This window comes from Klebsiella sp. CN_Kp100, from assembly GCF_040065315.1.
Classification (GTDB): domain Bacteria; phylum Pseudomonadota; class Gammaproteobacteria; order Enterobacterales; family Enterobacteriaceae; genus Klebsiella; species Klebsiella oxytoca.
The window spans coordinates 53,813-66,377 of the sequence record NZ_JBEAIJ010000037.1 but is presented as its reverse complement, the minus strand read 5'-3'; the positions used below and the strand labels follow the sequence as shown (position 1 = coordinate 66,377).

Annotated in this window: 12 protein-coding genes; 11 read left to right on the top strand and 1 reads right to left on the bottom strand. The window is 55.1% G+C overall.

Translation table 11 applies throughout. From position 1 onward, the window contains the following. The first annotated feature begins 205 nt into the window (after positions 1 to 205). The 7 genes from ABLV12_RS14095 (at position 206) to ABLV12_RS14065 (ending at position 7,174) form a co-directional block, all read left to right on the top strand. The gene (locus tag ABLV12_RS14095; RefSeq protein WP_004104057.1) at positions 206 to 757 is read left to right on the top strand and encodes a tyrosine-type DNA invertase; all 552 of its coding nucleotides are present in this window, start codon (positions 206 to 208) and stop codon (positions 755 to 757) included. A gap of 425 nt (positions 758 to 1,182) precedes the next feature. Beyond that, positions 1,183 to 1,719, top strand: coding sequence for a fimbrial protein (locus tag ABLV12_RS14090; protein ID WP_004104056.1), 537 nt, complete (start codon positions 1,183 to 1,185; stop codon positions 1,717 to 1,719). Between the two features lie 62 nt (positions 1,720 to 1,781). Then, positions 1,782 to 2,444 (top strand): molecular chaperone, encoded by a 663-nt coding sequence (locus tag ABLV12_RS14085; RefSeq protein WP_004104055.1) that lies wholly within the window; start codon positions 1,782 to 1,784, stop codon positions 2,442 to 2,444. A 30-nt stretch (positions 2,445 to 2,474) separates the two neighbouring features. Further along, positions 2,475 to 5,024 carry a fimbria/pilus outer membrane usher protein gene (locus ABLV12_RS14080; protein WP_064396428.1) on the top strand — a complete coding sequence of 850 codons (2,550 nt, stop codon included), beginning with the start codon at positions 2,475 to 2,477 and terminating at the stop codon, positions 5,022 to 5,024. Positions 5,025 to 5,043: 19 nt separating this feature from the next. Next, entirely contained in the window at positions 5,044 to 6,087 is a 1,044-nt protein-coding gene (locus ABLV12_RS14075) for a fimbrial protein (RefSeq protein ID WP_348867117.1), read from the top strand. Between the two features lie 12 nt (positions 6,088 to 6,099). Further along, positions 6,100 to 6,609: a fimbrial protein gene (locus ABLV12_RS14070; protein ID WP_023321365.1), complete on the top strand. Its 510-nt coding sequence runs from the start codon at positions 6,100 to 6,102 to the stop codon at positions 6,607 to 6,609. A gap of 34 nt (positions 6,610 to 6,643) precedes the next feature. Continuing rightward, complete coding sequence (locus ABLV12_RS14065) at positions 6,644 to 7,174, top strand: tyrosine-type recombinase/integrase (RefSeq protein ID WP_004114230.1); 531 nt, start codon at positions 6,644 to 6,646, stop codon at positions 7,172 to 7,174. A 52-nt stretch (positions 7,175 to 7,226) separates the two neighbouring features. Here the strand turns inward: ABLV12_RS14065 and rnz are convergent, their stop codons facing one another. Then, positions 7,227 to 8,147 (bottom strand): ribonuclease Z, encoded by a 921-nt coding sequence (rnz, locus tag ABLV12_RS14060; protein WP_004114227.1) that lies wholly within the window; start codon positions 8,145 to 8,147, stop codon positions 7,227 to 7,229. A gap of 59 nt (positions 8,148 to 8,206) precedes the next feature. On the opposite strand from rnz, the gene ABLV12_RS14055 reads away from it, so the two are divergent. From ABLV12_RS14055 to menH, 4 genes are all read left to right on the top strand, one after another. Next, positions 8,207 to 8,668: a GNAT family N-acetyltransferase gene (locus tag ABLV12_RS14055; protein ID WP_004104042.1), complete on the top strand. Its 462-nt coding sequence runs from the start codon at positions 8,207 to 8,209 to the stop codon at positions 8,666 to 8,668. Between the two features lie 97 nt (positions 8,669 to 8,765). Then, entirely contained in the window at positions 8,766 to 10,091 is a 1,326-nt protein-coding gene (gene menF, locus ABLV12_RS14050) for an isochorismate synthase MenF (protein WP_024274513.1), read from the top strand. 47 nt (positions 10,092 to 10,138) lie between these two features. Continuing rightward, a complete protein-coding gene (gene menD / locus ABLV12_RS14045; protein ID WP_348867116.1) occupies positions 10,139 to 11,809 on the top strand; it encodes a 2-succinyl-5-enolpyruvyl-6-hydroxy-3-cyclohexene-1-carboxylic-acid synthase in 1,671 nt (556 codons plus the stop codon). Continuing rightward, positions 11,806 to 12,564: a 2-succinyl-6-hydroxy-2,4-cyclohexadiene-1-carboxylate synthase gene (gene menH, locus ABLV12_RS14040; protein ID WP_023329881.1), complete on the top strand. Its 759-nt coding sequence runs from the start codon at positions 11,806 to 11,808 to the stop codon at positions 12,562 to 12,564. The genes menD and menH overlap by 4 nt, the downstream gene beginning before the upstream one ends. The last annotated feature ends 1 nt before the right edge of the window (position 12,565 follow it).

The following is a 12,565-nucleotide window of genomic DNA, read 5'->3' as shown; positions in this document are numbered from 1 at the left end:
CAGGTTGGGAACGAACAAGGACCGCTTCGGCGGTCCTTTTTTATCTCTACCAGCAAGCGATGGGAATTTTCTTTAATATTGCCTATTTTTCGTATTATTCATGCTTTTTATCATATTAATCACACTTTACGTTTCCACTCATCCTCTTATTTTCCGTACTATTATTGATACGCACACTGTTGTGTTCTGTAGATGGAGAAAGTGAATGAAAACAAGGCGTAAGCATTTGACTGTCGGTGAAGTTCAGCGTTTGGTTGATGCAGCCAGGCGGGGGGCTAACCCGGAACGCGATGTCTGTTTATTGTGGATGTGTTTTAATCATGGATGCAGGGTGAGTGAAATTCGTCACTGGAAGCTCTCGGATATCGATATTCAAAGCGGGGTTATTTATATTCGACGGTTAAAAAATGGCTTTTCAACGACCCATCCCATATATAAACAAGAGGTGAAAGTTCTTAATGAATGGCTGCGCGTGCGTAAGGATTATCCCGGTAATCATTCCGGCTGGCTCTTTTTATCGCGCAATGGTCAACCTTTATCCCGGCAGCGAATATATCAGATGATGAAGAACCTGAGTCTTGTCGCCCAGCTGGAGATCAGCGCTCATCCCCATATGCTGCGCCACGCCTGCGGTTTTGCGCTGGCTAACAACGGTGTCGATACGCGATTAATCCAGGATTTTCTCGGCCACAGGAATATTCAGCATACGGTCATTTATACAGCAAGTAATGATGCAAGATTTAGAGAGGTTTGGTAAATGAAATAGTCATTTTGTATCAAACTGTCTCCTATGCTATCCACAGGTGGTAACAATGTCAATTTATGATTAACAATATTTTTTGTTATGTTTTTCATATGCTTAAATTATATATTGGTGTCATTTATTCTTGGGGTTATTTAAATTAGTTTAATGCATGAGTTGTCTCTCCTTTCGACCCTTAGTGTTTTATCGTGTTTATTAAGGTTTCACCTGGCAAATATAAAATCAAATATGCCTTCCCTGGCAATTTATATTTCAATTAATTGAAGTGGTCAAATTGATACAAAATGACCACTTCAAAATATTATATCCATTCATGGGTCAATGTTTTGAAGCGTTATTAATATCAAGCGTAAATAAAAGGATGCGCTCAGTATTGCGCTTTTAAATTAATGCATTGACTGCATTGAAAAGGATAAATCATGAAAAAAACATTACTTGCTGCTGTAGTTGCCGGTTGCGCGGCGTTCTCTGGTGCTGCGCTGGCGGATGACGGTCAGGTGAAGTTTCTCGGCGAAATCATCGATGCTGGCTGTGACGTGGTTAACGACATGACCAACCCGCTGGAAGTTCATATGGGGCAGATTGCCAAGACCGCGTTTAGCGGTACCGGTTCTACTGCGGCTGAACAGGATTTCTCGATCAAACTGGAAAACTGCCCGACGACCGTCGCCAAAGCATCGGTACTGTTCTCCGGCCCTAACGTCAACGGTGATAATGAAAAACTGGAGCTGACCGGCGCCGGTACCGATCCTGACGTTGCCGAAGGCGTGGCCCTGCAGCTGGTTGATGGCAGCAACAACAATACCCTGCCGCTGTTCACCCGTTCCACCAGCCTGAATATTCCGGCTACCGGCAAAATCGATCTGCCGTTCCGCGTTCGTTATATCCAGACTGATACCACAGTGGTTGCCGGTAAGGCAGACGGTAGCGCGAACTTCACTATCAGCTACAACTGATTCTCCGTTTGTATGACAGTGTTAGCGAGCCCTGCGTGGCTCGCTTTTCCAGGGAGCTGGAGATGAAACGATACCTGAAAGTGCTAATGGCTGGATGGCTGTTAGTGGGCGCTGCGGCACATGCGGGCGTCGTCACCGGGGGCACTCGCCTGATATATCCCGGGGGCAAAAAAGAGTCCTCTCTGAGCGTTACCAATACCGATGCTACGCCTTATCTCATTCAAAGCTGGGTAGAAGCTGCGCAGGGGGCCGCCCCTTTTCTGTTGACTCCGCCTTTATTTCGCCTGGATGGCGAGCAGCAAACCCGTCTGCGGGTGATTTATAGCGGCGGCCTGCCGGAAAACAAAGAGAGCATGTTCTGGATGAACATCAAAGCGATTCCTTCTTCGCAAGCGAAAGCCGGGGCCAACACCCTGCAGATCGCGATCAAAACGCGCATCAAACTCATCTATCGACCTAAATCCGTCGTGGGTTCGCCGGAGATGGTAACGGAACAGCTTCGCTGGGCGCGTAGCGGTAACACGCTCCAGGTAACCAATCCGACCGCGTTCTATATGAATTTCGCCGAGGTCAAAATAGGCGGGGCCGAAGTCAAGGACGCCAACTGGGTGGGGCCAGGGGAAACGGCGCGCTTTGAACTACCGCGCGGCAGCGCCGGCGCTTTGCAGTGGAAGCTGATTAACGATTACGGCGGAATCGGCGCGCAGCACCGCGCTAATTTGTAGAGGCTGTCTGGCCAGGGAGTTCCAGAGAAAATGAAAAATAATCATAAAAAATGGCGGCTTAACCGGATAGCCGGAGCTCTGGCCGTTGCGCTGTTACCGCTGTGTGACGAGGTCCTGGCGCGGGATGTTTTCAACCCGGCCCTGTTGGAAATGGATGGACCTCAGACGGGCATCAGGGATTTATCAGCCTATGAGCAGGTCGGAGGCCAGCAGCCGGGCAGCTATCGGGTGGATATTTACCTTAATAACGTTTTTATGGATACCCGCGATGTGACTTTTCAGCAGGGGGAAGGCGCCGGGAAAACGGAACTGCAGCCGTGCCTGAAGGTCGAAGAGCTTGCGGAATGGGGCGTGCGCGTCTCCCGATTTCCAGATTTAGGGCGTAAGTCAGCAAACTGCGCGGATATGAGCGTCATACCGCAGGCGAAAGCCGAGTTTCGTTTCAGCCAACAGCGGCTGTTATTAAGCTTCCCTCAGGCGGCAGTGTCCAGCGCAGCCCGGGGCTGGGTCGATCCTAAACAGTGGGATGACGGGGTGACGGCGCTGCTGCTGAATTACGCTTTTAGCGGAGCCAACAACTGGTCGCGCAAGAACGACACGCCGGATAGCGATAATCAATACGTTAACCTCCGTCCCGGTATTAACATCGGACCGTGGCGTTTGCGTAACTACACGACCTGGACCCGCAGCAGCGGCGGCGGCGAGTCGAGTAACAGCTGGGATACGGTCTACACCTATGCGCAGCGCAATATTAATGCTCTGCAAGGGGTGATGACGCTGGGCGACAGTAGCACCGACGCCGACGTTTTTGAAGGTATTCCCTTTCGCGGAGCTATGCTGGCTTCCGATGACGATATGCTGCCGGAAAGCCTGCGCGGCTATGCGCCGGTTGTGCGCGGGATCGCGCGGACTAACGCCCAGGTCATTATTCGCCAGAACGGCTATGAGATTTATCAGACCTATGTCTCCCCCGGGGCATTTGAAATCACCGATATGTATCCGACCGGGGGTTCTGGCGATCTGTTGGTGACTATCAAAGAGGCCGATGGCAGCGAGCAGAACCTGATCGTGCCCTATGCTTCACTCCCCGTTCTGCAGCGTGAAGGGCGTCTGAAATATAGCGTAACTACTGGGGTGTATCGCGCCTACGACAATAGTATTGACGAGACGCCTCTCTCTCAGGCAACGGCCATCTACGGTCTGCCATGGGGATGGACGTTGTACGGCGGCGGTCAGTTTAGTAGCAAATATCAGTCGCTGGCGTTGGGTATGGGCAAAAACCTCGGCGAACTGGGAGCCGTGTCGACCGACGTTACCCAGGCCTGGTCGAATCGCCAGGATAAAGATAAAGAGAGCGGTCAGTCGGTTCGTCTTCGTTACAGCAAAGATCTTCCGGGATTAGGGACCAACGTCAGCCTGGCAGGATATCGCTATGCCACCAGCGGTTACTGGGATATGCAGGAGGTGCTGGATACCTATCGCGATGACGCCTATACGCCTTCAGTGGAACGGCGGCGCAACCGGGGGGAGGTGACGATCAGCCAGAGTCTTGGCGATGAGATGGGGTCGCTATCGCTAAGCTATATTCGCGAGGACTACTGGAACACTGGTCGTACCATGGAGTCCGTGGGCGTCGGTTACAACAATAGCTGGCGCGGCATCAGCTATAGCATGAACTATAGCTACAATCGCAATACCACCGATCAGAACACCGGTAAACGTAATGATGAAGACCATCTGTTCGCCTTAAGCATCAGCATACCGCTGGGCGAATGGCTACCTAATCCGGTCTATGCCAACTACTCCCTTAACAGCAGCAAAAATGGCTCCACTACCAACAACCTTGGCCTCTCCGGTACCTTGCTGGAGCGTAACAACCTGAGCTGGAGCGTACAGGAAGGTTACACCAGCCAGGGAAGAGGGGAGAGCGGCAGCGTTAACGCCGACTGGCGTGCGACCTACGCGGAACTGACCGGCGGCTACAGTCATGATAAATATAGCCACCGCCTTAACTACGCCCTGCGCGGCGGAGTTCTGGCGCATGAGAATGGGCTGACGCTCGGGCAGCCATTTGGTGAAACCCTCGCTTTAGTTAAAGCACCAGGCGCCGCTGGCGTTGGCATCAACAACCAGACCGGCGTCAGAACTGACTGGCGGGGCTATGCCCTGGTGCCTTACACCTCGCCGTATCGTAAAAACACCTTAACGCTTGATACCAGCACGATGCCGGATGATGTCGACCTTGAGCTAACGACGCAAACGGTGGTGCCAACCCGCGGGGCGGTAGTGCGCGCTAATTACGCTACCAGCGTCGGTAGCCGGGTGCTGATGACGGTGCGTCAGGATAACGGGCGGCCGGTGCCTTTTGGCGCCATGGTCAGCATTCCTGGAGCCGCGTCATCTGAGCAAGCTTTTATCGTTGGCGATAGCGGCCAGGTCTATCTGACCGGGCTGGAATCTAGCGGCGTACTTAACGTGAAATGGGGGGCCAGCGCGCAAGATCGCTGCCGGGTCCAGTATGCGCTGCCGTCAGGGAAAAGCCTCACCGGCATTATCGTAGCCCAGGGGCTATGCCGTTAATCGAAAGGATGCAGAGACAATGAAACTATTTTCATGGGGATTACTGACCGGTCTGGCGGCGCTGGCGATATCGCCGCAGACTATGGCGGAAACGGGCTGGTGTCAGAATACGGGTAATGGCGGAGCTCCTTTCCAGGACAGCTTTTCATTTATTGAAACTTTTACTAACCCTTCGCAAAACCAGGCCGGAATGGCGTTCCCTCGTCTGTACCATTGGACTACCGGGGGAACCTATCAGGCGAAATGTGATTGCGGTAGCGATGTTACTGGTACTACGTATTTTCGAGCCACTGTTCCGGGATTAGTCGCGACGCAAACCCGAAGCGGCTTGAATTATTATCAGCTGAATAAATACCTGGAAATCGCCAGCGAGCTATTTATTGCCGGCGGGGTGAATCAGTATTTACCGACGCCCATTCAGGATAAAAGCAATCTAAATAATCAGGGTTATGCCTGTAACCCGGGCGGTACGCTGTTTAATACCGGTTCAGTGGGATATATCTCGCTCTACTTTACCCGGCCGTTCGTCGGTCAGGTGACGATCCCGCCAACGGTGATCCTGAACGTTTACGGGTCGCGGAAAACGGGGAGCTATAGCAGTATTCCTCTCACGCAGATCTCAATGAGCGGCTCGGTAACAGTACCGCAGTCCTGCGAGATTAATACCGGTCAGCCGATTAATATCGACTTCGGCGATATTGCCGCGAATAACTTTAAAACTTCAGGTCAGATGCCGACGGGCTTTACGCCGCATGTTGTCAATATGACGGTAGCCTGTACTAATATTTCCTCAGGGGTAAAAATTGCGCTTTCCTTCCAGGGAACGGCGGATACGAATGACAGTACCGCGCTGGCGACCACAAATAGTGATATTGCGGTTCGTATAGAAAATATTACTGGTGTCAAAATCCCTGTTATATCCGGAATGCTGCCGGTCAATCTGAATTACGCGACCCAGAAAGGGGACACGACCATGAAAATCTATCCGATTAATACCACCGGGAATGTACCCGATGGCGGCGGATTTACGGCGACGGCAACCATTCAAGCAGAAATCGAATAGCAGGAGTGAATAATGAAAAAGGCGCTATGGCTGGCATTGCTGCTGCCTGTTTTTTCATCCTGGGGCGGCATCCCTCTGAACGTGAAGGGTAATATTTATTATCTCCCCTGCGACGTCAGCACCGACACGAAGTATCAGGAGGTGAATTTCGGCACGCTGCTGAATATCGATTTTCAAACTGCCGGCACCGCTTCTGAGTGGAAAACCTTTAGCCTGAACGTTGAAAATTGCCCGGCGGGTACGACGAAAGCGACGGTGAAATTTGATGGCGTGACCGACGGCGATGATGCCACGCATTTCGCCAATATGGCCGCCAGCGATGCGGCGCAAAATATCGCGCTGCAGATAACCAATACCGATCATTCCACAACCTATAAAAACCAGGATCGGATGACTATTGCTATTAACGGTAGCACCGGCAAAGGCGAATTCCCGCTGGCCGCGCGCTTATATTCAACGCAGGGCGGAGCAAAAGTGGGAAAATTCGAGTCGGTGGTGCAGCTGACTTTTACCTATCAGTAATTGTATGTATTAAATGGATGAAAAGGAATGTCATATGCAGGATGAGACGGAATATCTGAGCGTTAAAGACGTTGAGCGCCTGGTGCTTGCCGCACATTATTGTGCGCACCCCGAGAGAAATAGCTGCATGATCCAAATGTGCTTTTTGCACGGTTGTCGGATTAATGAAATTACCGCATTAACTTTGCGGGATGTCGACCTGCCGGGAAAACGAATTTATATTCGCCGGGCGCGTCACGGTATCTCGGGGTATCATCCATTACAACCCAAAGAGATTATCTCATTACAGCGCTGGCTGTTGGCCAGAGAGTGTTATCCAGCCCATAATGATTTACTCTTTATCTCTTCGCGGGGAAATCAGATGACTCGCCAGCGTTTTTATCAAATCATTCGTGAATGCTGTGAGCTGGCGAAACTGAAGCAAAATATTCACCCGCGGATGCTGCGCCATGCTTGCGGATATGAATTGGGCAAAAAAGGCATAGATGATGACTCTATCCAGGATTATCTGGGCTATCGCAATTTAAAATCTATTCTGCGTTATAACGGTTATGTTGAAGAGTAATTTTTGGCGTAATCGCGGGTAACATTCATCTCCCGCGTTACGCCTGTTTTTTTTATTCGATGTTATAAACCATAAAATCTTCCGCCAGCACGGTAGGGGGAAAGACCTCCCGACACTCAGCCAACAGCCGCTGACAACCTTCGGCATCATAGCGCGAGCTAAAATGAGTGGCGATAAGCGTCCCGACGCCTGCTTCCCTCGCTAACGCCGCCGTTTGCTGGCTGGATGAATGCCCGCGACCGTTGGCTTTTTCCGCCATCGCCTGTTCGAGCGTAACCTCATGAACCATAACGTCCACGCCGCGCGCCAGCTCCAGCGCCTCCGGGCAGGGGGCGGTATCGCCGAAAATCGCCAGCTTCTTACCCGGCGTTGCCGGCCCAAGGTAGCGACTGCCGTCAATCAACCGACCATCTTCCAGTTCAACCGTCAGCCCCAGTTTTAAGCGGTGGAACAACGGACCGGGAGGTACGCCCTCGGCGATAAGCTGTGCGGCATCAAGGGTACCCGGCTTATCATGCTGTTCGATCCGATAGCCGTAGCACTCAACCGGATGGTTTAACGGCCAGGCGGTGACCCGGAAACCGGCTTCATCAAATACCAGACCCGGTTCGACTTCGACGATAGCCAGTGGATAATCGGTCCAGGAACCGCTAAGACGCAGTGCGGTTTCCACAAACTCCTTAAGCCCCTTTGGCCCGTACAGCGTTAATGGCAGAGAATTACCCTGCATTGAGCGGCTGCACAGCAGGCCGGGAAGACCGAAAAGATGATCGCCATGTAAATGGGTAATAAAGATCTTATTCAGCTTGCCGGGATGATAAGGGGTGTGGAGAAACTGATGCTGCGTTCCCTCCCCGCAGTCGAACAGCCACATCTCCGCCATAGTTGGCTGTTGCAAATTCAGCACCATCGACGTCATATTACGCGTACGGGTTGGCACGCCAGCGGATGTCCCCAAAAAGAGTAATTCCATCGTCCAGTGTCCTCAGGGCGTGGGTCAAAAAACAAAGTATACCAACTAAGGAACCGCAGATGATGACATGGCAGGATCTTCACCACGCTGAACTGACCGTCCCCCAGCTCTATGCTGTGCTGAAATTACGCTGTGCGGTGTTCGTTGTCGAACAAACCTGCGCCTATCAGGATATCGACGGCGACGATCTGGTAGGGGAGAACCGCCATCTTCTCGGCTGGCGCGGCGATGAACTGGTGGCCTATGCGCGCATTCTCAAGAGCGATGATGAATATGAGCCGGTCGTGATTGGCCGGGTGATCGTCAGCCCGGCGGTGCGCGGCGAAAAGCTGGGCTATCAGCTGATGGAGCAGGCGCTGGCCAGCTGCCGTCAACACTGGCCGCAGAAGGCCATCTATCTTGGCGCCCAGGCGCATCTGCAAAAATTCTACGCCAGCTTCGGCTTTGTGCCGGTGACCGATGTCTACGACGAGGACGGCATCGACCATATTGGCATGGCATACGAAATCGCCACCCACTAGCCGCCGGGCTGATTAAAAGCCGCTCCCTCATCGTGGGTACTGCTATTCCGCAGCAGTACCCCGTATAATGTGGGGTTTTTACTCCGTGGAGGTTTGCGTGCTGTCTGTGTCCACTGCGCTGGAAAGCCTGTACCGCTGCCTGGATGAAGCGTTTCCGCCATCGCCCGGCTGGCGCATCTTCGATATCCCCTTCGCGCTGAATGACGCTTTTGATCCGCTTCTGTGGTGTACCCATCAGCAGCAGTGGCCGCAGTTCTACTGGCAGCAGCGCAGCGGCGATGAAGAGCTGGCCGCTCTGGGGGCGGTAAAAATCTTTTCCTCTCTGCCGCAGGCGCACGCTTTTCTTCAGCAACAAGCGCGTGACGATCTGCGGATTTGCGGCCTTAATGCGTTTGATCCGCAGCGCGGCATGCTGCTGTTGCCGAGGCTGGAGTGGCGTCGGCTTGGCGGTCACGCCACGCTACGCCTGACGCTGTATAGCGATACCTCACTGCGTGACGATGCCTGCGCGGCGCGCGAGTTTCTCCGCTCGCTGACGACCCGGCAAGCGCAGCCTGGCACGCTTCCTTCTCTGCTCAGTGAGCAGCATTTCCCGGCTTATCCGCAGTGGCGAGATCTGGTTGCACAGGCGACACAGGCGATAGCGGCAGGGGAGATGGATAAAGTCGTGCTGGCGCGCGCCACCGATTTGCAGTTTGCCGCCCCGCTGAACGCCGGGGCGATAATGGCCGCCAGCCGCCGCAGCAATCTGCACTGTTTTCATTATCTGATGGCCTTTAATCCGCAAGAAGCCTTCTTCGGCTCAACGCCGGAACGGCTATGGCGACGGCGCGGCGCGCTGATGCGTACCGAGGCGCTGGCGGGAACAGCGGCCAGCCATGAGGACGATCGCCAGGCGCAGCGCCTGGGCGACTGGCTGATGGGCGATGACAAGAACCAGCGGGAAAATATGCTGGTGGTTGAGGATATCTGTCAGCGTATGCAGGCGGAGACGCGCGCGCTGGAGGTGCTGCCGCCGCAGATCGTCCGTTTGCGTAAAGTGCAGCATCTGCGGCGCTGTATATGGGCCGAGCTGGACGTCCCCGATGATGCCCGCTGTCTGCGCCAGCTCCAGCCCACGGCGGCGGTCGCCGGGCTGCCGCGTCAGGTGGCGCTGGATTTTATCACCCGGAACGAGCTTTTTACCCGCGACTGGTATGCGGGCTCCGCCGGTTATCTGTCGCTGGCGCAAAGCGAATTTTGCGTTTCGCTACGCTCGGCGAAGGTACGGCAGCATACGCTCAGGCTCTACGCCGGAGCGGGCATCGTCAGCGGCTCTGACCCGGAGCAAGAGTGGCAGGAAATTGAAAATAAAGCTGCAGGATTGCGTTCGTTACTGCTCACAGAAGCAGAGATAAAACGATGCATATCAAAACGGCAATAACGGGCTTTATCTATACTTAGCGTCAATATTTGATATCGGACAAATTCATGTCAGTAAGCGCATTTAACCGACGCTGGGCGGCGGTGATCCTCGAAGCTTTAACGCGCCACGGCGTGCAGCATATCTGCATTGCGCCCGGATCGCGCTCGACCCCTTTGACCCTGGCGGCGGCGGAAAACCGTGCGTTTATTTACCATACCCACTTTGATGAACGCGGCCTTGGCCATCTGGCGTTAGGGCTGGCAAAAGCCAGCGGCCAGCCGGTGGCGGTGATTGTCACTTCCGGCACCGCCACGGCCAACCTCTATCCTGCGCTGATAGAAGCGGGTCTGACCGGCGAAAAACTCATTTTACTGACCGCCGACCGGCCGCCGGAGCTCATCGACTGCGGTGCGAACCAGGCCATTCGTCAACCGGGCATGTTTGCTTCGCATCCGTCGCAGACCCTGGCCCTGCCGCGCCCGTCGCAGGATATCTCCGCCCGCTGGCTGGTCTCGACCCTCGACCAGGCGCTCGGCGCGCTGCACTGCGGCGGCATTCATATTAACTGTCCTTTTGCCGAACCGCTGTACGGCGATATGGACGACACCGGGGTCGCGTGGCAGCAGCAGCTCGGCGACTGGTGGCAGAGCGACAAGCCCTGGCTGAGTCACAATCTGCATCTGGAAAGCGAAAAGCAGCGCGACTGGTTTTTCTGGCGGCAAAAACGCGGCGTCGTGGTTGCCGGACGAATGAGCGCGGAAGAGGGCCTGAAGGTTGCCGAATGGGCGAAAACGCTCGGCTGGCCGCTGATTGGCGATGTCCTTTCGCAAACCGGGCAGCCGCTCCCCTGCGCCGATCTGTGGCTCGGTAACGGTCAAGCGGTTAGCGAACTGGCGCAGGCGCAAATTATCGTTCAGCTGGGTAGCAGCCTGACCAGCAAACGCGTTTTGCAGTGGCAGGCCACCTGCGAACCTGAAGAGTACTGGCTGATCGACAACCTGCCGGGTCGTCTGGATCCCGCCCAACATCGTGGTCGCCGACTGGTGTGCGCCATCGACCGCTGGCTTGAACAGCATCCGGCGGAAAAGCGGCAGCCGTGGGCTACCGTCATTCCTGCGCTTTCACGCCAGGCATGGCAGGCGGCTGTCGCCAGCAGCGAGGATTTCGGCGAGGCCCAGCTGGCGCAGCGAATCCGTCGCTACCTGCCGGATCAGGGCCAGCTGTTTGTCGGCAACAGTCTGGTGGTGCGCTTAATTGACGCCCTGTCGCAGCTTCCCGCAGGCTACCCGGTCTACAGCAATCGCGGGGCCAGCGGAATAGATGGTCTGCTGGCGACGACGGCCGGCGTGCAGCGTGCCAGCGTGCGTCCGACCCTGGCCATCGTCGGCGATCTCTCGGCGCTTTACGACCTCAATTCGCTGGCGCTGCTGCGTCAGGCCTCCGCGCCGCTGGTGCTGATTGTCGTCAACAATAACGGCGGGCAGATTTTCTCACTGCTGCCAACGCCGCAGGAGCAGCGCAGCCAGTTCTATCTGATGCCGCAGAATATCCATTTTGCGCACGCGGCGGCGATGTTCGACCTGACTTATCATTGCCCCGCGGACTGGAGTGAGCTGGAGCGCGCGCTGGACGTTGCCTGGCGAGCGCCCGGCGCAACGCTGATCGAGCTGGTAGTTAATGAAACCGACGGTACGCAAACCCTCCAGCAGCTGCTTGCGCAGGTGAGTCAGCTATGATTCTGCACGCGCATGCGGAACGCGGGCTGCCGGGCTATCCCTGGCTGGTCTTCTTGCACGGTTTTGCCGGCGATAGCCTCGAATGGCGGGCGGTGGGGCAGGCGTTCGGTGCGTATCCGCGTCTCTATATTGACCTGCCGGGCCACGGCGGCTCGGCGGATAGGGCAGTTAACCGTTTTACGGATGTCAGCGAGCTGATTAAGAATACGCTAATTAGTTACAACATGCATAAGTACTGGCTGGTGGGGTACTCCCTCGGCGGACGGGTGGCGATGTATTATGCCAGCCAGTCGCATGAGGGGCTCTGCGGGCTGGTCGTCGAGGGAGGGCATCCGGGTCTGGCGGACGATAATCAGCGTGCGCAGCGCCGGCGCAGCGATGCCGCCTGGGCTGAACGCTTTCGCCGAGAGCCGCTTACGCAGGTCTTTGCCGACTGGTATCAGCAGCCGGTCTTCGCCTCCCTGGACGCAGCGCAACGTGCGGCGCTGGTTGCGCTACGCAGCTGCAACAACGGCAGGGCGTTAGCCGCGATGCTGCAGGCCTGCTCACTGGCTGAACAGCCCGATCTGCGCGAGGCATTACGGGCGCGCGATTTCCCATTCCATTACCTTTGCGGCGAACGCGACGGCAAGTTTCGCGCCATCGCCGATGAGCTATCCGCCATCACGCACGTGATTAATCATGCCGGACACAACGCGCATCGGGAAAACCCCGATGCAGTCGTGGCTTGTCTGGCGCAGTTTTTAGCGAGTTAAC

Excerpts from the sequence above, each read along its gene's own strand:
- ABLV12_RS14095 (WP_004104057.1), top strand. The coding sequence starts at position 206 with ATGAAAACAAGGCGTAAGCATTTGACTGTCGGTGAAGTTCAGCGTTTG.
- ABLV12_RS14090 (WP_004104056.1), top strand. The coding sequence starts at position 1,183 with ATGAAAAAAACATTACTTGCTGCTGTAGTTGCCGGTTGCGCGGCGTTC.
- ABLV12_RS14085 (WP_004104055.1), top strand. The coding sequence starts at position 1,782 with ATGAAACGATACCTGAAAGTGCTAATGGCTGGATGGCTGTTAGTGGGC.
- ABLV12_RS14080 (WP_064396428.1), top strand. The coding sequence starts at position 2,475 with ATGAAAAATAATCATAAAAAATGGCGGCTTAACCGGATAGCCGGAGCT.
- ABLV12_RS14075 (WP_348867117.1), top strand. The coding sequence starts at position 5,044 with ATGAAACTATTTTCATGGGGATTACTGACCGGTCTGGCGGCGCTGGCG.
- ABLV12_RS14070 (WP_023321365.1), top strand. The coding sequence starts at position 6,100 with ATGAAAAAGGCGCTATGGCTGGCATTGCTGCTGCCTGTTTTTTCATCC.
- ABLV12_RS14065 (WP_004114230.1), top strand. The coding sequence starts at position 6,644 with ATGCAGGATGAGACGGAATATCTGAGCGTTAAAGACGTTGAGCGCCTG.
- rnz (WP_004114227.1), bottom strand. The coding sequence starts at position 8,147 with ATGGAATTACTCTTTTTGGGGACATCCGCTGGCGTGCCAACCCGTACG.
- ABLV12_RS14055 (WP_004104042.1), top strand. The coding sequence starts at position 8,207 with ATGATGACATGGCAGGATCTTCACCACGCTGAACTGACCGTCCCCCAG.
- menD (WP_348867116.1), top strand. The coding sequence starts at position 10,139 with ATGTCAGTAAGCGCATTTAACCGACGCTGGGCGGCGGTGATCCTCGAA.
- menH (WP_023329881.1), top strand. The coding sequence starts at position 11,806 with ATGATTCTGCACGCGCATGCGGAACGCGGGCTGCCGGGCTATCCCTGG.